Genomic DNA, 19,329 nt, shown 5'->3' with positions numbered 1-19,329 from the left:
AGCTAAATGTTTGGATACCTAAAAAACTACTTAAAAGAATGAAATCCTTTGGAGTAGAAAAAGAACTTACACAAAAAGATATTGCCATTATAGCCTTGGATAAATACCTGTCAGAAGTAAACGGACAGTATAATCAATCAAATAAAAGTTGAGAATTGGTCGTTTTCATTGATGAACATGGCGATTAACGCCTACACACAGGATTATGAAGCCTTCGAAATGACTGAGGAAGAAATACAGGCCAAAGCTAAACCAATCGCTGAGGCTGCAAGAAAACAGGCTTGGGATAATAATTTACCTATCTCCTATAGAAATGAAGTCTGTTTAGAGGATGGTATGATTATACGCGAGTACAAGACCTGTGAAAAAGAACTGGTATCCGTAAGCCCGGAAGATGGGAGCGTAAAAAAGCTAAGGGATTTGTAAACTTAAAATAATAGGTTTTTATGTAAATTTAGATTTATGTATTTACATAAATCTATTTGTCCCCATAGTGGCCTTGTGCAGTTAATACCAGGACAGTTACCTTTTCTTCTATGATCTGATAGATCAAACGGTGTTTATGGCTAATCCTTCTTGAATAAAATCCGGAAAGATTATATTTTTTAAGTTGAGGCTTTCCCGTTTCCGTTTTTGGATGTTCGGTTAATTCCAAGAGAAGTTTTTCCAGTTTTTTATAGGCAAGTTTATCGCTCTTTTTAAGAATTAAAATGTCCTCAATTGCGGTTGTAGTAAAGTCAAGCTCATAGCTCATAAAGAACCTAAAAATTGTTTTAGTCCTTCTTTTCCTCTTACTGTGGTTGTTTTTCCTTCTTTACCTTGTTGAATGGATAAGTCTATCCTGGCCAGCATTTCCGGTGTAAAATAAAGGTCATCTTCTGTTACTGGGGTAATGGAATACGCCTTATTTTTGCCCCGTTGTACGATAACTTGCTCTCCATTATCTACTCTGTCCATATATTCTGCCTGTTTTTCTCGAAACTCTCTGCTACTGACTACCAACATAATCTTAAATATTTAACGCGTACCAATTTGGTACAAATATAGCTTTTTTTCTTTATAATAGCAATTTAAAGTAGCCAATAGTCCTTACACCCTTCACATATATCTCAATGAGATTGGATATACCGCTGATATTTACCACCTGATTCTGGTGGAAGGCTTTATAAAGCATTTAAGGAAAGAAAGAAAAGAAGTGGTCGTTCAAACAAAAACAAAAGGAGGGAGAGTAAAAAGAGGAGGTTGCGGGCGGATGTTATAACATATATGCTTATATTAGCGTTTTATTCAAAAAAAGTTATAACATGAAAACAAACATCATAAATATTGGCAACAGCCAGGGAATCATACTTCCCTCAATGCTTTTAAGGCAATTAAAGCTAAGTAATAGATCTACTGTAGAGCTCGAAATTAGTAATGGAAGTATTGTCATTAAACCTGAACCACGCCAAGGGTGGGCAGAGGCTGCACAAATGATGAATGCTGCCGGCGATGATAATCTTCTTCTAACCGATTTTCCAAATGAATTTGAAAACGATGAATGGACATGGTAAAAATCAAGCAATATGAGGTCTTTTGGATTTCTTTAGACCCTACTCAGGGAAGCGAAATGGCGAAAACAAGGCCATGCGTAGTAGTAAGCCCTGATGAAATGAATGAATTTCTGCGAACCCTGATCATTATCCCCATTACATCTACCGTTAAAACCTATCCTTGGCGCATATCCTGCGTTATTTCCAATAAGCAAGGCTCTATCGCTACTGATCAAATTAAAGTAATAGACAGAGCTCGTATCGGATCAAAAATAGGGAAACTATCTAAAAGTGAAATAGGGCTTTTAAAGGATGCCTTACATAAGATGTTAATCGATTAATTTTTTTTCTTAAACGTAGGTCAAAAGACCGATAAATATCTGTCAAAAAATTAATATGGCATATATGATTACCGATAAAAAGGTTAAATTAAGCATATCATATAATTATCCATGAACTACTTTGATCTATCCGACATCGACCCAGAAAAACATACCAAAGTAAAGAATCACTTACTCTGGGAGGTAGATCAGGATAGTTTTGATTATTTTAGAACTAGTCAAATTGTTGTTGAACGAGTTGTGCAGAGAGGAGATATAGATGATTGGCTTACTATTTTAAATCTCTATGGATACGAAGGTGTACGGGAAAAAATAAAGCTCATCCTTTACCTTAATGGCATAGATATGAACTTCGTTCATGTTATTTTTGAAATTCCATAGAAAGAACTAAAATGCTACACCAATAAACAGACAGGCAGGCAAGGGAACTGAGAACATTGATTACTCTATAATTACGAGTATCATAAGATGATTGTAAAGGGAGCCAAAGCGAGGTAGTTCCACCAAATACAGATTCTATTGTTAAGGCAAGATCAGGAGTAATATCTCTTCTACCATTCAATATATTGGATAACGCTGATCGACTAACACCTAACAATTCGGATGCTCTTGTAAGATCCAAATTTCTATTTTTAATAGTTCACCTGGATGATATAATTTCATTTTCCTTTCTATTATCATGCTAATTTTGTTTGATACATTCTGGATTTATGTATTTCAAAAATGGTTAAAATTTAATCGTAAATGCAGCATCAGCCGAAGGTGATAAGCCACTAGTGCGGGCGGGATTTTCCTTAATTTCTATAATCCTTAAATTGTCTCCACCATCTACAGCCATGGCACCACATGAGCATACCACCATATCATACTGGCCATTACTTGTCAGTACATTTCCGCAGTTAAAACACGCCGCCTGATTTGATTCCAAATCAGGCTTACCGATTAATATCTCCATATATACGAATATACAAATATCCGTATATATTATTTCAGTTGACCTTCAACAAAAAGCCCTATGCCTGGGCTTTTCATTTCGGTCCCGGCTTTACAAAATGCATCCCTTGTTGGGCTGATTTTGAGAAAGCCGGAGATATTTATTATAAAACCCTTGGACGGGGTTTTATAATAAATATCTTAGCGATCGTAAAGAAGCGAGGGGGGGCAGATGTATATACATTTCGTTTCACTACATTATATCCATCGCCATCCCTCGCAAAAAAGCTTAACGCTGCGCTACTTTTTTGGGTTCAAAGCCCAGGACAAAGCGCTTCGCTATTGTCAACGGTCTTTAATCAAAAACAAGTTTTTGAAGATGGAAAAAGAAACCAATATTATCCTTAGGGTGTCCCCAACGGATAAAAAAATCATCCAGGACAAGGCCACCGAAGCAGGCACTTCGGTAAGCGAGTATGCCCGGAAGATGCTGCTTAGTGGCAGCATCATTAAGATCGAAGGGGAAGAAAAAAAGACGCTGAACGGAATTGCCAATAACCTGAACCAACTCACCAGGCATGCCAACGCCACCGGCATTATTCCGTCAGAAGTGACCAGTACTTTGAGAGAACTTATAGAAAAAATACGCTATGCCTACCGCAAACGCTAACACCGGAAACGGATTTTCCAAGGCGATATCCTACGCCCTGCAGGAAGCTAAAAAGTATCCTGAAGAGACACGTGCAAAAGTTCTCGAGCTGAACCAGGTTTACGGCTCGAGCAAGGAAATGGGAAAGCAAATGCGGGAGGTGGCCGATGACCGGAAGACTGCTTTAAAACCAGTGCTGCATGTGCAGATTAATTTTCATCCGGATGAAAAATTAAGCAAGGCACAAGCGGAGCAGGCCATTGACAGTATTTTGAAAGATATCGGAATTGAAAAGGACAACCACCAGTATGTGGTGGTGCAACACAAAGACAAAGCACATGATCATTACCATGTCGTAGCCAACCGGGTAGGAATGGACGGGGAGCTGCTCAATGATCACCGAATTAAAGACCGCCTGCAGGTTGCTTGCGATAAAGTTGAGCAAGAGCAGGGGCTCAGGCCAACACAAGGGAGAACAGTTATGTATGATCAAAGCCAAATAAATGGATTTAGATATGCTACAGCAAAAGAAAAACAGATAAACAAAAAGCAAAAAGAGAATAAGCCAATACGAGACAAAAACCCTAAGATTATGGAGCGGAAAACCGAAATCCGCGACCAGTTGAAAAAAGTGCTATCTAAAAAAGAGATCGATAGCCCTGAAAAATTGAAATCAGAACTAGAAAAAAGAGGTGTTGACATTCAATTTTCCGAGAATAAGAATGGGATATCCGGCATCAGCTTCAGAAAAGACAACATTTCTGTAAAAGGGTCTGCTATAAACTACAAATGGAGCGATTTAAGCAAGGTGCTAGAGGAAAACAATGCTAATAATGAACAATTAAAAAATGTCGCCCCACAACGCGCTAAACCTGTGTTAGCGGAGGATATGGAAAAGCAAAAGGATAAGAACATTTTCAAAGCAGATATCCCGAGCAAAGAAAATTTTGAAATTCTAGACATTGAGACCCCTTCAGCAGAGGTAAAAAAAGAGGGATTACAGCCCACCCCGGAGGAAAAGAAAGAGCATGACTTTATTAAGGATTATAACCCTCGGGTAGAAAGTGCTATGGAGGAGATTAAAAAGGAATTGGAAAAAGGAAATATTGATGTAAAAGTTTCTGCCATTATGGAAAAGCATGGTTTCAAAGAGGGAACAGACCGATTTATTTATTCAAATGGACAAATGAAAACAAGCATTAAAAAAGCCACTTTTGAACGACCTATAAAAGATGTAAAAGAGCAGTTTGCGTGGTTTAAGGACAGCGAAAAGCGATATCATGAGCTGATGCAGCAGGAGCCTAAAAAAATCACGGTATTGGACAAATTAACAGGTCGCGGCAAAGAAAAGGAAAATGCGAATTATAAATTACAGAGGGAGAAAAAGGATGCTGTTAAGCCCGAATTCAAGCCTCAGGTACGTGGAATGGGAAGCCGAGACCTTACCCTTACTTCAAAATTTGAAAACAGAGAATATGAGTATAAACGGCAGCTGCAATTAAAAGAAATGTTTTCGAATAAAAACGAGCAGGAACAGAGTCAAAAAAGGGGATTAAGGAGATAGCGTTCAATATTATGAATAGACTATTCTAAATATGTTTTTAATAAAGTAAGCAAAGCAGCAACTATAGGCATAACCCAGTTTAGTACATCTTTAATTGTAATTTTTTCTTTTTGCGGTTTTTGAATTTGTTTTTTCATTGTGGTTTTTATCTATAAATACTTCGCTAAAAGTATTTCTATCATTTATTTGCCGAAAGGACAGCAAAAAAGATGAAATGATAAACGACAAGAAAAAACCGCCCTTAAAAAGGCGCCTGCGTGCTTCGCCACGCTTAAGCAATTACGGTGAAGACAATATTTGGATTAGCATTCCCCTAAAAACTACATGCCTGCGAAGCAGGAAAAAACTCATAGTATGAAAAAATACACAAAACCTTATGCTGATGGAGGCATATTTGTTTCCCTAGAGGATTTTATTAATCTTCTTGATCAGGCCGAGTATGCCAGCCCATTATACGCTAAACTGGAAGAGATCGTAAAGACTTCTTTTCCCTCTCTTACTGCCCAATTACCAAAAGAACAGGTGGCTTTATTGGTCAAATTAGAGGAAATACAGGAAAAGAACCTGAACCAAAGCAAAAAAGACCAGAACTAGACTAGCTTGGTGTTTTTGACAGTATTTCTTTTTTTTGCTGTTGGACATTCACTAGTTCTATTCTTAGAAAACGACCGTGGCTGTTGCACAACTCCAATAAATATCATTTTTTGCTTTCATAAGTTTACTGAAATTCGTAAATTAAAGGCATGCAAGGCAGAAAGGACTATACCGAAAAGCTGTTCACCAGCTTCCAGTTATCAAGCCGGGTTCCAAAGGAAAACCTGTACCGCAAACTACGCGAAACGCTTGATCTTAGCTTTTTATACAAAGACACAAAAGAACTTTATGGCAAGACCGGCAACCCATCGATTGATCCAGTAGTCTTTTTTAAGCTACTGCTTACCTAGAGAACCTAACTTCTGACCGAAAATTGGTAGAGCATTGCTCCATTCTGGTTTATCCAATCAAATAAGTTTTGCTGTTTTTGATAAAAATTATTTAGGGATACCCTGGAATGGTGAGTTTGCTAACGTTTGAGCATTCTCAAGGAATAATAGGAGGAGTTAGTAATTTAAAATTCGGTTCATTAGATGGAAACTAACCTATCCACAAGATTTTATAAGCTATACGCCAATCTTATTTATTGATTTCTTAAGTTGTATCCTGCATTTGTAGCTTTGTGTCCTGATTTTTTACCATTCTGTCCCGGATTTGTTGTTTTAGCTGGAAGGGAAAGAAAAAGAATTAATATAGTTTTTATATTAGTATTATCATTTACAGGAATCCTTAATAGCAAAAACAAACATATTCAATTTAAATTTAAAACTCCCTTATTATGAAAAAAGTACTATTACTTAGTGCATTGGCAATGATGAATATTGCCACTTTTGCCGGAACAATTGCTAAAACTAACAGCCAATGTACTGCGCATTATTATTTAACCGTGTTTGATGGTGGCAAAGAATACTTAATTGCTACCGAAGTTACCGCCTCGACATGCGCGAATGCGATGGCTGCTGCAAAAGGTACTGCTATAGATATATACAACCAAGCTTTTTAAGTATTTTTTCTTTTCAGAAGTGCATTACTATAAATATGGTAATGCACTTTTTATTTAAACCAAACAGTCATTATAAAAAGATTCTTTTATACTTTAGCTACCAGTAATTTTACAGAAATAATCCTATGAAATTTAATACCCTGCTTATTGCATTTTTTTTCAGTCTCCTAAATATTAGTGTATATGCTCAGATGAAAGGTAAGCTTACCTATAAGCTAACTAGCAATGATGAAAAAATGGGTAGACGTGAGATGGACAAAGTTGTTTTTTTTACGGACAAAGGCTCTGTTGAATTTAACGTAGATAAACGTGCTGAAGATTTGAATCAAGACAATGATGAATCGAAAGGATATCTGGTATTCAAGAACAAAAAGACGGATTTTATTTACAAAAATTTTGCAAAAAAAAGCTTATACTTTAGGGGATTAGTTGGAAAAACCGGTTACTTAACAGCTGATACTTTACTTAATTTTAAGTGGAAAATAACCAAGGAAAAAAGTAAGATCGCCAATTACAACTGCGTTAAAGCTACAACTAAATTCAGAGGGCGAAATTATGTTGCCTGGTATACTGAAGATATTGCATTGCAAAATGGCCCATGGAAATTTTGCGGCTTACCTGGCTTAATTATCAAAGTAGCGGATGATCAGAATATGTTCAGTTATCAACTGACTGGAATTGATTTAAAAGCAAAATTCGACCCTAAAACCGTCGCCATTCCAAGCGTTTATGCAAATGATAAGGCAATAACGTATAAAGAATATATGATTCTTTACAAAAAGAAACTTGAAGCCTTCGCTAAGCTTTCAAAAGTTACCACTTCGGGAAAGGATGGCAGTTATGGCACTGTATCGATAACACTTCCAGCTGAAATGGAAAAATTTTAAAATTTTGTTTATACGCCTTTTCAATTTGGATGTAAAAGCTGCTTTTCTGTCGTTTATAATTAGTATTTGCTTAAATACATCTTTTGCTCAAAACATTAAAATCAATGGTACCGTTAGATCAGGTAGCATCAGTTTGCCTTCTGCAACAATCCAATTAAAGAATGCCGTTGACGGCGATTTACTTTTTTATGGGATAACCGATGATATTGGACGCTATGAAATTGGTGGCTCGCTAGAGCATTCAGAAAAATTAATTCTTATCGCTTCTTATATTGGATTTAAAAACGATACGGTCAAAATAGAGCGAAGTTTATTACTTGAAAAAAACATTTTTAATAAAGATTTTGTACTCACAGAGAATAGTAAGCAACTTGACGAGTTATATGTTAAAGCACCTTCTGCTGTGCAAGTTGATAATGACACCACAAAATATGCCGTAAAACAATTTACCAGTCCTGACGATCGAAGCTTGGAAAGTGTTTTAAAAAAAATGCCCGGCATTGAAGTTGTCAAAGACGGAACATTATTTTTTAAAGGGAGAAAAGTAAGTAAGGTTCTATTGGAAAATGATGATTTAACGGGTGAAAAATATAAGACCATTACAAAAAACCTCAAGCCTGAGTTTGTGGAAGAAGTTCAAGCCCTGGAACATTATATAGAGGACAACTTATTGAAAGGCATTATCAATAGTGACGATGTAGTATTAAATCTAAAGCTTCGGGATAAAAAGGCACTTAAGACTGTAGGAAGTATTGATGCAGCTGCCGGCACTAATGACAGAGCAATGGTTTCTACCAATCTGATAAGCTTGTTGAACAACACTAAGGCTTTTAGTTTTGGTAAATACAGCAATTTAAATAATGATCTAGAAGGTGATATATTAAGTTTAAGCGATGATAACCGCCAGTTATTCAACCCTAATCAGATAATAAAGCATAATCTGGACACTTACAATCCTTTTGATAATATGCTTTACACACCAAATAGAAATCTTCAAGGAAGTACTTCCGCAATAACTAGATTATCCAAAAAGCTAAAAATAAACTATTCTATATATTATGGTTGGAATAAACAATTTGGGTTGACCGAAGTAAAAGAACGTTACTTTCCGCCTAATGAAGTACAGACTGACACTTATGATGATAGGGCTTTAAAGCTTAATAAGCTAAACATAGAGATGGGTACAGATTATTTTGTAAGAGATAATGGTCACTTAAATATTAAATTTACAATTAGAAGTGAACCTGAAACTTTCGATAGTCAGGCATTCACAGTATTTAACAATACAACGGGTGATAGCGTTTTTCAACGGCAAAATGACCGCGACAAAACCCTTTCAGGACAAATAAAATACACTTATAAAGTTGATAAAAATACTGCTTTACTTGCCACTGGCCGGGTTAATATGAATCAAGTAAACCAGGAATATAATGTTTCTTCTTCTTTGTATGCAAAGGAACCCTTATTTGATGGACAAACATCTTTAACCCAACTGGTGAATAATAAGACGGTAAATGTTAAGTTTGAACTGGAAGGATTAAAAAAGATAAATCGAAACTTCTTGCATATAAATATTGGAAATGAGTTAACACATTTTGGTCTGCAGTCTGATTTGAATAATGAAAAAAAGGGGCTATCATTAAGTCCCAATTTCACAAACGATAATACTTTCATATTTAATCAGACCTATTTAAGCTCAAAATATATAATTACCACTGAAGATGAAACTTTCAAAATAATAGGCCTCTTAAGGGCGAGCTTACAAAGCTTAAAAAGTATGGGTAGAGATAGTTCGTATTTTTTTTTAGAGCCTAATTTGAATATTCAGTATAAACCCGACCAGGTACAAAATATATCCTTTAACTATAAGTTTAAGAATAATGTTCCTAATCCATTAGATTATTATACCAGTTTCATTTTAACGGATATTAGAAATTTCAATAGTGGACTGAGTAGATTCTATAATTTTAACACTCATACGGTTAGCTTAAATTATGGATATAATGACTTTTTGAACAGCTTTTTTAACATCAATGCCTCGTTAATCGGTAGCTACAGTAAATATGGATTCCTTTACACCAGTTCGTTTGAAAACACATTAAATTACTCTACCAAACAGCCTTTCAAGGGCCTTAAAAATATTATTTCGAGTATTAATTCAAAAAAATTTTTTCCTGCTCTTGCGCTCAATCTTACTACAACTTACTCACTATCTTTATCAAATTATTACCTGCAATTGGGTAATGCTACACCACAATATTATTCATTAACTAACTTAATAAATGTTAAATTTAACACCGGTTTTAAATGGCCGATTAATTTTGGTGCAGGAGTGGAAATTTTATTAAATAGAACAACTGGAGAGAATAATTTTGCAGCTTCGAATAATGCTTATAAATATACTTTCGATTACCACTACAAAATAAGCAAGAACTTTTATAATGTGCTCTTATATAATTTGTATAATATGAATAAAGCAATGTATAATCTCGTTGATACTGAAATTCAATACAACCCCGACAAAGGCAATTTTAAATACAGTATCCAGGGTAAGAATCTAGCAAATATCAAGGCTTTTTCAACTCGTAATATTAACGAAATTTCTTCAATTACTAATTCATCAACAATATTGGGCCGCTATATCACTTTCAATATTTCAATGAATATTAAGTAGACTTACCATGCAGAATTAAAGTTTTCTATCAATATTGCCGTGTAGAATAGTGTATTTAGCTTGGCAAAGTAAATGGTAATAAAAAGTTATATTTTAGTCCCTTCTATGACTACTTCTGCCTATTTTCTAGATAAAAACATACATTTAAAGCCAGTTTAAGACTGGGAAATCACCATTAATTCTAAGTTATATTTTAGTCCCCACTTTACCTTATAACCATTAACTAATATAAATGACATGCTTAAAATAGCTAAAGGACCACTTAATGCCACGTCTGAAGACGTTAGAATTAAACCTTCGTTTTTTGAGACGAATAACATTCAATGAAAGTCTTTAGTCTTATTCAAAAATTCACCGTTTTTTAGTATTGCCAAATTTAATATTAGCACATCAGCGAAACCTAGTAATTAATTAACTAAATTTGTAGTTTATAGGAGCCGGCAATCACTACCACTAAAAAACAACACTATGAAGTTGATTATAATTTTTTTAGCCTTATGCTTTCTTAGTTTTCCTGTGCTTTCACAACCAAGAATTAATACTGAACTTCAAAAAAAGATCACGTTAATGGCTATAAAAGATCAGAAATGGCGGAAAGAATCAGAAAATATTGACAACGGCAAAACCTCCGCCTACGATAAAGCCACCATAGATTATAATTGGAGGAAAACAGATAGCTTGAATATAATCGATGCGAAATCAATCATTAATAAATATGGATATCCAGGCTATGATTTAGTTGGTGAAAGCGGAAGCAACCGATTTTGGACGATTGTTCAGCATTGTGATGATGACGTTAAATTTCAGCAGCAGGTTCTGCTACTTATGAGTAAACAAGTTAAATTAAAAAATGCGTCTGGAAAAGACTTCGCGTATTTGCAAGACCGAGTTCTACTCAGCACAAATAAAAAGCAACTTTACGGTACTCAGGTTCGGTACAATCCCACTACCAAAACAGCAAAGCCCCTGCCTGTCCAGGACTCAATCAATGTAGATAAACGTCGGAAGGCTGTCGGTCTTACGCCTTTGAACGAGTATTTAAAGATCTTCGATAGAAATTAGGAATTCGTAGTGTATGTCTACCAATATTCCCTCGTTTTTTAATAATCTATTTGGATCAAAAAGGCAGGCTATCAAACAAATTAAAGCCATCCTAATTAACCTTAAAATATCTTTTCTCTTTTTGCCGATTCTCATAAACCCATTCCATTAATCAAAATGATTTTTATATTTTTGATAATGAGTTTTTGATAATAATAATAACATGAAAATAGGCTACGCAAGAGTAAGTACTGCAGACCAAAATTTAGATCTTCAATTCAATGCGCTGACAGATTATGGATGCACGACAATATACCAGGAAAAGATTTCAGGCAAGAATACAGACAGACCCGAACTAAAAAATCTTTTGGCGACTCTTCGTAAGGGTGATCAGGTAGTCGTTTGGAAAATGGATCGTCTTGGACGTTCTCTTCGTGACCTGGTAGATCTGGTTGCTGTGTTCAATGAAAAAGGAGTTAATTTCGTTAGCCTACATGATCACATTGATACTACAACAGCTACAGGAAGATTTACATTTAATATTTTTGCTTCATTAGCAGAGTTTGAAAGGGAAATTATCCGGGAACGTACTAAAGCGGGGCTCGTTGCAGCAAGAGCTAGAGGTAAAAAGGGAGGCCGCCCTTCAGGCTTATCGCCAGAAAAGCTTCAGTTGGCAATGACTGCTTTGGATCTTCATGAAACTGGAAAATATTCAATTCTGGAAATATCTAAAAGGCTACAGATACCAATTGCCACGTGCTACCGATACATTAAATTTGTAAAAGATATTAAGGTTTAACCGATCTTAAAAAACGGGAACAATAATAGCATACTGACCACCTTATTGCAATTGATTTGGGCAAGCTTAATTGCTAAGAACTTATTAAGACTATATTTGATTAAGATCCATCATATTTTCATTTACAGGTTATGGCTAAAATCAGTGATAAACAGTATATTATAGCTATTGGAGCATCGGCAGGAGGATTAGAAGCTATTTCCGCGTTTTTTGATTATACCCCGCTTGATGCGGTGTCTTATATTATCATACAACACCTTTCATCTGACTTTAAAAGCCAGATGGCTAAAATCCTTGCGCCACACAGCAAGTTAAAAGTTATAGAGGCGGTTGAAAACGTCCCAATAAAGCCTAATACGGTTTACCTTATTCCAAGTTCTAAATTTATGGTTGTGGAGAACGGCAGGCTGTTATTGTCAGATAAAAAAGATCAGCCCCGGCCATACCTAACCATTGATTATTTTTTCACATCTCTTGCAAAGGAGCGCGGCAATAAAGCCATAGGGATCATATTGTCCGGCACGGGCAGCGATGGTTCGAAAGGTATCGAGGCGATAAAAAAGGTAGGGGGCATCGCTCTTGTCCAAGACCCTAATACCGCGGGGTACAATGGGATGCCGTTGGCGGCAATTGCAACGGATTGTGCAGATATGATCCTGTCTCCGGAGGCAATGCCTCAAATTATCGAGGATTACGTAAAAGACGGAACACTGGAGTTACTTACAGACGATAAGCAAGAATATATCAGCGAAGCGGAGCTTGCAAAAATATTTGATTTGATCAAAGGCAACTTACCGCTTGATTTTTCAGAATATAAGCGACCAACCATTATCAGAAGGATTAAAAGGCGGATGGTTGAGCATAATTTTAGCAAGGTCAACAAGTACTATGATTTTTTAAAGGACAATAGCACAGAAGTAAAATTGCTGGCCAATGATTTTTTAATCAGCGTAACTGCCTTTTTCCGAGATGCTGAAGCATTTAAGATCATCGAAGAAACAGTTATACCAGGCATTATTGAGAATGAGACAGATGTTTTAAAGATATGGGTAGCGGGGTGTGCAACAGGCGAAGAGGCCTATACAATGGCAATTTTAGTTCAAGAATATTTAATTCGTCATCCCAAAAGTATTGAAGTAAAGATTTTTGCAACGGATATCAACAAGGCAGCTTTGGACACAGCATCTAAAGGCATTTACCCTGACGATATAGAAAAATCTGTGTCAGATGACCGTTTGAAACAATTTTTCACGAGGGAGGGCAATACTTATAAAGTGAAACACGAAATCAGGAAAATGCTAATTTTTGCACAGCATGACCTCGTTAAAAACCCGCCTTATTGCAACATAGACCTCATCAGTTGTCGAAACTTACTGATTTATCTAAATACGACACTCCAAAAGAAAGTGTTTTCCCTAATGCACTTCGGCCTTAAACAAGGCGGCTATTTGTTTTTGGGGCCAAGTGAAAATGCCGCGATAATAAAAGATGATTTTGATACAATCAACGTCAAATGGAATATACTGAAAAGTAACAAGATTGGCCGCACGGTTAAGTTTGACAACTTTTCTTCCCATTTAATAGAAGGTATAAAAACGACAAGATTGGAAGTTAGTAACAATATCCTAACACCAGTTTCCAAATCCGCCCTTACTGACAAGATCAGCTCTGGTGTGCTTGTGGCTTTAGGTTTTGTCGGCGTTTGCACTGATGAAAATTTAACGGTAATTCAATCGTTTGGGGATACCAGCCTTTATTTGAAGAACATTAACTTCAATCATGATCTGAACGATTTGTTGCCAGAAGGTATTTCTATTGTTTTTAAAGCGGCCGCCCATAAAGCTTTAAAGCTAAATGAAAAGATAATATTGAATAAATTGACTCTGCGGAATGGACAAAAATCAAAAGTTAGAACAATAACGATCAATATCAGTCCTTTTTATAGTGAAAAATCTGAAAGATTATTGTTCATTGATTTTACGGAAAATAAAACTAATGCCTCTGAAAATAACATAATCAATACCAGCGATATCATTGAGGTAACTAACGAACATGTAATCAGCCTGGAACAGGAGAATGCAGAATTAAAGCAACTTCTTTCGGTAGCGCAAGAGCGCATCGAGACTTCAAATGAAAACACACAGTCGTATAATGAAGAGCTGCAATCTGCTAACGAGGAAATGCAGTCTGCTAATGAAGAAATGCAAAGTACGAACGAAGAATTACAGTCCGTTAATGAAGAACTTCAAACCATTAACAAAACTCACCAACTCACTATTGACGAATTAACCGATCTGAATGATGATTTAAACAATTATTTTAGGAGCAATATCAACGGGCAATTATTTGTTGATAAGGATTTATTACTTAGAAGGTATTCACCCGGAGCCGTTAAGCATATCAATATAAGGGAAAATGATATTGGACGCCCCTTAAGTGAAATTACGACCAATATTAAATTTGAAACATTAATTGGCGATATCAAGGATGTTATACTTAATGAACATACGATAACTAGAGAAGCAGAAGCCACAAATGGTAAGGTTTATCAGGTAATGACCATGCCTTACCTTAAAAAGAATAGCAAAAAGGCAAATGGTGCAATTGTTAGCTTCTATGACATAACAGAATTGAAAAAACTGTTAAAAGAGTTAAATATCAGAAATGAAAGTCTCCGCAGAATAAACGACGACCTGAACAACTTTGTATATGGCGCTTCACATGACCTAAACGCGCCACTCTTAAACATTGAATCGTTGATGAGTATACTAAACAGGAAAATAGATCTTTCCAATCCAGACCTATCGACTTTATCTGAAATGATGAATACGAGTTTAACTAATTTTAAAGAAGTTATTAAAGAAATGGGCAAAGTAGGTGCTCTGGAAGCTGAAACAATGGAAGAAGCAAACCTGGAAAGCTTTGAGGTTATATTTAAAGAGATTGAAGAATCTATATCGGAAAGAACTAAACTCGCTGATGCGAAAATCACCACAGATTTCAAGGTGAAGGACGTACGGTTCTCCAAAAAGAATTTAAGAAGCATCTTGTTAAACCTGACGACGAATGCTATAAAGTTTCATTCTCCGGACAGGTCACCTGAAATCTCAATAACAACAGAAAAAGCGGATGGATTCATAATCCTAACGGTAAAAGATAACGGAATGGGAATTAAAAAAGAGAGGCTTGATTTTGTGTTTAAAATGTATAAGCGGATTAATGATGATATTGAAGGCCAGGGTGTGGGACTTTTTTTAGTTAAGAAAATTATTAACGCATCGGGCGGTAAGATTGAAGTTGAAAGTGAAATAGATAAAGGAAGCACATTTAAGATCTATTTTAAAAATTAAGATGGAAATGGTGAAACGGATACTAATTTTTGATGACGACGAAAGTATCATCGACATTATGAAACTTATAATGGGCGAAAAGGGTTGGGAGGTTATTAATTTTAGTCAATGCCGTGACGCGGTTTTTCAAATAAGGGCTTACCAGCCTAAAATTATCATGATGGACAATAATATACCAGAGCATGGCGGTGTTTTTGCCGTTAAAACTATAAAACAGCAGATCGACCTAAGACATATCCCTGTTATATATTTTAGTGCGCATTATGACATTAAGGCCATTGCGGAAGAAGCCGGTGCAGATGCTTACCTTGCTAAACCCTTTGATCTGGACAGATTAGACGAGCTAATAAAAATTTTAAGCCTTAAAGCACCATAAGCTGTTGAATTAAGCAATGTTGAGCATAAGATTGCAATATGACTGCTAACTGGAATAAGAAATGGCTTCTAATTTTATGCTGGCTGTTTGGTATTTACATCTAATCTAAGGGAATTCAATCTTTAGAGCCATATAATTTACAAAGCTTTCTAAATAGGTTAGAAAGGGGAATCACCCCAAAATGATTTTCCCCTAAGATAATTGATATCAATTCAATAACTTTTTAAAACAACATTAATTGGCATTAATAAATTCAGATCCTATCATTAAATGGTGGAATAATGGAGGATATAATGACCGGGCACAATAAGAATTGTCTCAGAAGCAAAGATTTCTCTTTTTGCCGTAAAGCTGGTACAGGCCAATCAAAAGATAAGAAAGGCTCTTCCTTATTGGTATGGACCTTTATCTGCCTTGGGCTGCTGCTTAATATTGTAGTTAATGCCGTGCTTTCCGCATCATCTCCATTTCAGCAATTTGGGTTTGATCAGCCAAATGTTACCATCTTAAATTTCCCCTTCAGCTGGCTGCCAGCATTTATTGTTCCACTGGTGTTGTTTGCCCACCTTGCGACTATTAGAAGATTAATTAACCATAGTTGGCCTTTAGCTTCTAGCAATATAGCAGCATAAAATGATCTGTTAGCCTAAAATGGTTAGCTAAGAGCTTCAGGCGCTTTATTTTTCTTTGGTGGTCTTTACCTAAGCTTTTTGGAGATGTAAAAAAGCAAGTTATTAACATTGGCTGCAATTAAGTATGTTTATGTATATTTGTAATTACATAAATATGTAATTCAATAAATAATCTAAACCCCTATATTTGGGATTGAAGGTATTATGAACAACTTTAATTAAGAAATGATGGAAATTCCGAAGCTGCCCAAGGAGGAAACTAAAGCATTAGTGTCGGTAAAAAAAACAACAAAACTTACTGCAAAGACCAGGAAAGTAGTTGTGCTGCCTGAACTGCAGACCTATGTTATCCAGCCTAACCGGGTTACGTTTACCATCTTTGACGGCTTTTCCCTTACGCAGCTCAAAGCGTTTTCCGCTATTATGCTCAATTTGCAGGAAGCGGTAAAATTGGACATGAACAGCGGGGATTTCAAGCAATTGAGCTTATTTAACCAGTTTGAACAATCCATAAAATTCGACCTGTCCCTAAGGGATATTACCAAAGACCCGAGGGCTTATACGCCAATAAAAGAGGCCATTTCCCAAATCTCCGAAATAAACGTCAAGATCCCGTTAAAGGACGATAAGGGAAAGGGCTACCATATAAGTACATCCCTGATCACTGCCTTAATCCCCGACGAGGCCGATTATAAATCGGTGATCAGCATAAAAATTGAAAGAAGCATCGCCGAATACCTGATACAAATCCCCAAGGGAAAAAAAGGAGCTGAACAGTATACCCGCTACATGCTTGAAGTTGCCCTTAGTGCCAATTCAAGTTATACGATCAGGATCTATCAACTCATATCCTCCTGGAAGAGCAAGGGCGGGTTCAGGATGTCCTATAAAGAATTTAGGCACCTGCTGGCCATCAAGCCGGATGCGTACAGCAAATACAGCGATTTTAAAAAGAAAGTACTGATGCCAGCCCAGGCGGATCTATTTGAGAAAGCGGACTGTTGGTTTAATTGCGACGTGGACGGCTTTAAAACGATGGAAAGAAATTCAGAAGGGCAAAAAGAGCTTTATTTAAACTTCAAGATCATTACGCCTGAATTTAAGGAAACCATGCTCAAACAGCGGGCATCCATTGTGAACCTGTTAAGCGTACATTTTGCTTTTAAAGATAGCGATCTGCAGAAGCTCGCTCACATCCTGGACAATGAGGACATATCCTCTGATGTGATCATCATGAAGATATTAAAGGTTTCGGAGCGTATCGAGGAAAGTTATAAATCAGCCCAACCGGTAAAAGATAAAAAGGCGTACGCCTTACAGTCTCTTTTATCAAACGATTGGATAAAGTAGCGGAAAAAGTTCAGAATTGGTCGCAGACAAATTTCAGGAGTTGGGAATTGGTCGCACCAAAGTTCAGAATTGGTCGCATGAAAGTTCAGAATTGGTCGCAAAAATGTTCAGAATTGGTCGCTTTAAGCCTTTGTAAAAATTTGATTATCTATTAGTTATGGAGCCCTACAATTAATCAAATGATAGACAAATGATTAATCAAGCAATAAAAAAAAGGCCTTTAAGATATTTGTTGACTGTGAAGTGCCATAATGGCAGGTGAATTGAATAAAAAATTGAAAAAGGGAGATCAAAAACAATTTTTAAAGGGTGCGCGGCCGCCAAAAAGTTCAGAATTGGTCGCAGTTTTTCATATACCAGCTAAACGGGCATTTATAAAGTTCAGAATTGGTCGCAATTATAGGTAGCTATTGATGGGAAATTCGTTAAATATGTCCACCATAGATAAGTAATTACCCATAGGATACCTGTTTAAATAAGCTTCGACCACCCCCTATTAATAGCTGAAAAAAGTTCAAAATTAGTCGCAATTGTGCAGCTTTCGGGATGACACGGGATTTGTTACAGCATAAAAACGTTAGTTAATACGTCCACCATAGCAGGTAAAAAAATACGGATTTCTAGTATTAGAAGCAATAAAATATGTAATTACATAAGTGCATAAATATGTAATTAATGAATTACAAAATTATGTATATTTGCATATGGGAAAAATCATTACTATAGCGCATCAAAAAGGAGGGGTAGGCAAAAGTACTCTTGCCCTTAACCTGGCTATCTGTTTTCAGGATCAGCTAACCGTTGCCTTGGTAGATACCGACCTGCAGGGAAGCATTGCCGACCTGAAAGAAGATTTGCCGGAGCTTTCCATTATACAGGAAGATAATTTTGAGACCATCCGGGACTTGCCTCATCAGCTGATCATTATTGATACGCCCCCTTATCTTTCAAACCGACTACCGGAACTTTTCCTTATTTCTGACTATGTACTGATACCCACAAAGGCAGGTTTTTTTGACGTAATGGCCATACGCTCTACAGTAGCCCTGGTAAGAGAAGCACAAACCAGGCACCAGGAATTAAAAGCCGGCATTGTATTAAATATGATTAAGCACCGGTCAGGAGTAACCGCCGAAGTACAGGAACTTTTAAAAACATTTGAGGTGCCATTATTAGCTACTGTTATACACGACAGGGTAAGCTTCACCCGGTCGCCGATCACTGGCGGGGTATTGAATGGGGAAGACAGTAAGGCTAAAGAAGAAATAACTGCCCTTGCAGAAGAAGTTGTTAATTCAATCAGTGTATAATTACATAAATATGTATTTTTGTATTTACATAAATCTAAAAAATAATGTCTGATTATAAAAACAAATTAGGAAACTTGGCCAACCGTTTAAAAAAAGAGGAACCAAAAACACCCATTCAGGAAGTAAATCCAGTTAAGAGCAAGAGAGAAGAGAAAGAACCCGAAGGGCAGCTAAATGTTTGGATACCTAAAAAACTACTTAAAAGAATGAAATCCTTTGGAGTAGAAAAAGAACTTACACAAAAAGATATTGCCATTATAGCCTTGGATAAATACCTGTCAGAAGTAAACGGAC

23 protein-coding genes are annotated in these 19,329 nt (G+C 36.3%); 19 read left to right on the top strand and 4 right to left on the bottom strand.

The window, feature by feature from the left end; all coding sequences use genetic code 11:
• Positions 1-177: 177 nt before the first annotated feature.
• Complete coding sequence (locus IEV50_RS19215; RefSeq protein WP_148042807.1) at positions 178-426, top strand: hypothetical protein; 249 nt, start codon at positions 178-180, stop codon at positions 424-426.
• Positions 427-478: 52 nt separating this feature from the next.
• On the opposite strand, the gene IEV50_RS19210 is transcribed toward IEV50_RS19215, so the two are convergent.
• Positions 479-754 (bottom strand): Txe/YoeB family addiction module toxin, encoded by a 276-nt coding sequence (locus IEV50_RS19210; protein ID WP_123206524.1) that lies wholly within the window; start codon positions 752-754, stop codon positions 479-481.
• Positions 751-1,005: a type II toxin-antitoxin system prevent-host-death family antitoxin gene (locus IEV50_RS19205; RefSeq protein ID WP_123206525.1), complete on the bottom strand. Its 255-nt coding sequence runs from the start codon at positions 1,003-1,005 to the stop codon at positions 751-753. The genes IEV50_RS19210 and IEV50_RS19205 overlap by 4 nt, the downstream gene beginning before the upstream one ends.
• A 299-nt stretch (positions 1,006-1,304) precedes the next feature.
• Between IEV50_RS19205 and IEV50_RS19200 the strand changes: the two genes are divergently transcribed.
• The 3 genes from IEV50_RS19200 (at position 1,305) to IEV50_RS19190 (ending at position 2,254) form a co-directional block, all read left to right on the top strand.
• A complete protein-coding gene (locus IEV50_RS19200) occupies positions 1,305-1,553 on the top strand; it encodes an AbrB/MazE/SpoVT family DNA-binding domain-containing protein (RefSeq protein WP_123206526.1) in 249 nt (82 codons plus the stop codon).
• A complete protein-coding gene (locus tag IEV50_RS19195) occupies positions 1,541-1,873 on the top strand; it encodes a type II toxin-antitoxin system PemK/MazF family toxin (RefSeq protein WP_229746811.1) in 333 nt (110 codons plus the stop codon). The genes IEV50_RS19200 and IEV50_RS19195 overlap by 13 nt, the downstream gene beginning before the upstream one ends.
• Positions 1,874-1,984: 111 nt before the next feature.
• Positions 1,985-2,254, top strand: a complete 270-nt coding sequence (locus IEV50_RS19190) for a DUF6922 domain-containing protein (RefSeq protein WP_188417477.1) — start codon at positions 1,985-1,987, stop codon at positions 2,252-2,254.
• Here the strand turns inward: IEV50_RS19190 and IEV50_RS19990 are convergent.
• Entirely contained in the window at positions 2,235-2,495 is a 261-nt protein-coding gene (locus IEV50_RS19990; RefSeq protein WP_167459504.1) for a HigA family addiction module antitoxin, read from the bottom strand. The genes IEV50_RS19190 and IEV50_RS19990 overlap by 20 nt on opposite strands.
• A 105-nt stretch (positions 2,496-2,600) precedes the next feature.
• Positions 2,601-2,828, bottom strand: coding sequence for a DUF7695 domain-containing protein (locus IEV50_RS19180; protein ID WP_123206529.1), 228 nt, complete (start codon positions 2,826-2,828; stop codon positions 2,601-2,603).
• Positions 2,829-3,185: 357 nt separating this feature from the next.
• Here IEV50_RS19180 and IEV50_RS19175 point away from each other — a divergent pair, with 357 nt between their 5' ends.
• From IEV50_RS19175 to IEV50_RS19110, 15 genes are all read left to right on the top strand, one after another.
• The gene (locus IEV50_RS19175; RefSeq protein WP_167459505.1) at positions 3,186-3,476 is read left to right on the top strand and encodes a plasmid mobilization protein; all 291 of its coding nucleotides are present in this window, start codon (positions 3,186-3,188) and stop codon (positions 3,474-3,476) included.
• The gene (locus tag IEV50_RS19170; RefSeq protein WP_123206531.1) at positions 3,457-5,019 is read left to right on the top strand and encodes a relaxase/mobilization nuclease domain-containing protein; all 1,563 of its coding nucleotides are present in this window, start codon (positions 3,457-3,459) and stop codon (positions 5,017-5,019) included. The genes IEV50_RS19175 and IEV50_RS19170 overlap by 20 nt, the downstream gene beginning before the upstream one ends.
• A 354-nt stretch (positions 5,020-5,373) precedes the next feature.
• Positions 5,374-5,613 (top strand): hypothetical protein, encoded by a 240-nt coding sequence (locus tag IEV50_RS19165; protein ID WP_148042808.1) that lies wholly within the window; start codon positions 5,374-5,376, stop codon positions 5,611-5,613.
• Positions 5,614-5,762: 149 nt separating this feature from the next.
• Positions 5,763-5,963 carry a transposase gene (locus IEV50_RS20015; protein WP_208646853.1) on the top strand — a complete coding sequence of 67 codons (201 nt, stop codon included), beginning with the start codon at positions 5,763-5,765 and terminating at the stop codon, positions 5,961-5,963.
• A gap of 428 nt (positions 5,964-6,391) precedes the next feature.
• The gene (locus IEV50_RS19160; protein WP_123206533.1) at positions 6,392-6,616 is read left to right on the top strand and encodes a hypothetical protein; all 225 of its coding nucleotides are present in this window, start codon (positions 6,392-6,394) and stop codon (positions 6,614-6,616) included.
• Positions 6,617-6,741: 125 nt separating this feature from the next.
• Complete coding sequence (locus IEV50_RS19155) at positions 6,742-7,503, top strand: GLPGLI family protein (protein WP_123206534.1); 762 nt, start codon at positions 6,742-6,744, stop codon at positions 7,501-7,503.
• 4 nt (positions 7,504-7,507) lie between these two features.
• The gene (locus IEV50_RS19150) at positions 7,508-10,177 is read left to right on the top strand and encodes a peptidase associated/transthyretin-like domain-containing protein (protein ID WP_148042809.1); all 2,670 of its coding nucleotides are present in this window, start codon (positions 7,508-7,510) and stop codon (positions 10,175-10,177) included.
• A 468-nt stretch (positions 10,178-10,645) separates the two neighbouring features.
• Positions 10,646-11,239, top strand: a complete 594-nt coding sequence (locus IEV50_RS19145; RefSeq protein WP_188417475.1) for a DUF6624 domain-containing protein — start codon at positions 10,646-10,648, stop codon at positions 11,237-11,239.
• A gap of 202 nt (positions 11,240-11,441) precedes the next feature.
• Entirely contained in the window at positions 11,442-12,017 is a 576-nt protein-coding gene (locus tag IEV50_RS19140) for a recombinase family protein (RefSeq protein WP_188417473.1), read from the top strand.
• Positions 12,018-12,148: 131 nt separating this feature from the next.
• A complete protein-coding gene (locus tag IEV50_RS19135; protein WP_188417471.1) occupies positions 12,149-15,367 on the top strand; it encodes a chemotaxis protein CheB in 3,219 nt (1,072 codons plus the stop codon).
• A gap of 7 nt (positions 15,368-15,374) precedes the next feature.
• Positions 15,375-15,743 carry a response regulator gene (locus tag IEV50_RS19130; RefSeq protein WP_188417469.1) on the top strand — a complete coding sequence of 123 codons (369 nt, stop codon included), beginning with the start codon at positions 15,375-15,377 and terminating at the stop codon, positions 15,741-15,743.
• Between the two features lie 281 nt (positions 15,744-16,024).
• A complete protein-coding gene (locus IEV50_RS19125; RefSeq protein ID WP_188417467.1) occupies positions 16,025-16,375 on the top strand; it encodes a hypothetical protein in 351 nt (116 codons plus the stop codon).
• A gap of 225 nt (positions 16,376-16,600) precedes the next feature.
• Positions 16,601-17,725 carry a replication initiation protein gene (locus tag IEV50_RS19120; RefSeq protein ID WP_123206520.1) on the top strand — a complete coding sequence of 375 codons (1,125 nt, stop codon included), beginning with the start codon at positions 16,601-16,603 and terminating at the stop codon, positions 17,723-17,725.
• A 704-nt stretch (positions 17,726-18,429) separates the two neighbouring features.
• On the top strand, positions 18,430-19,035 hold the full coding sequence (locus tag IEV50_RS19115) for a nucleotide-binding protein (RefSeq protein WP_123206521.1): 606 nt from the start codon (positions 18,430-18,432) through the stop codon (positions 19,033-19,035).
• 44 nt (positions 19,036-19,079) lie between these two features.
• Positions 19,080-19,329 (top strand): hypothetical protein (locus IEV50_RS19110; RefSeq protein WP_188417465.1); only part of this gene is annotated, 250 nt, incomplete at its 3' end.

Origin of the sequence: Pedobacter mendelii, assembly GCF_014635725.1 — a bacterium.
In the GTDB taxonomy this organism is placed as follows: domain Bacteria; phylum Bacteroidota; class Bacteroidia; order Sphingobacteriales; family Sphingobacteriaceae; genus Pedobacter; species Pedobacter mendelii.
Note: the sequence above shows the minus strand (reverse complement) of the source record. Positions and strands in the feature narration are given on the sequence as shown.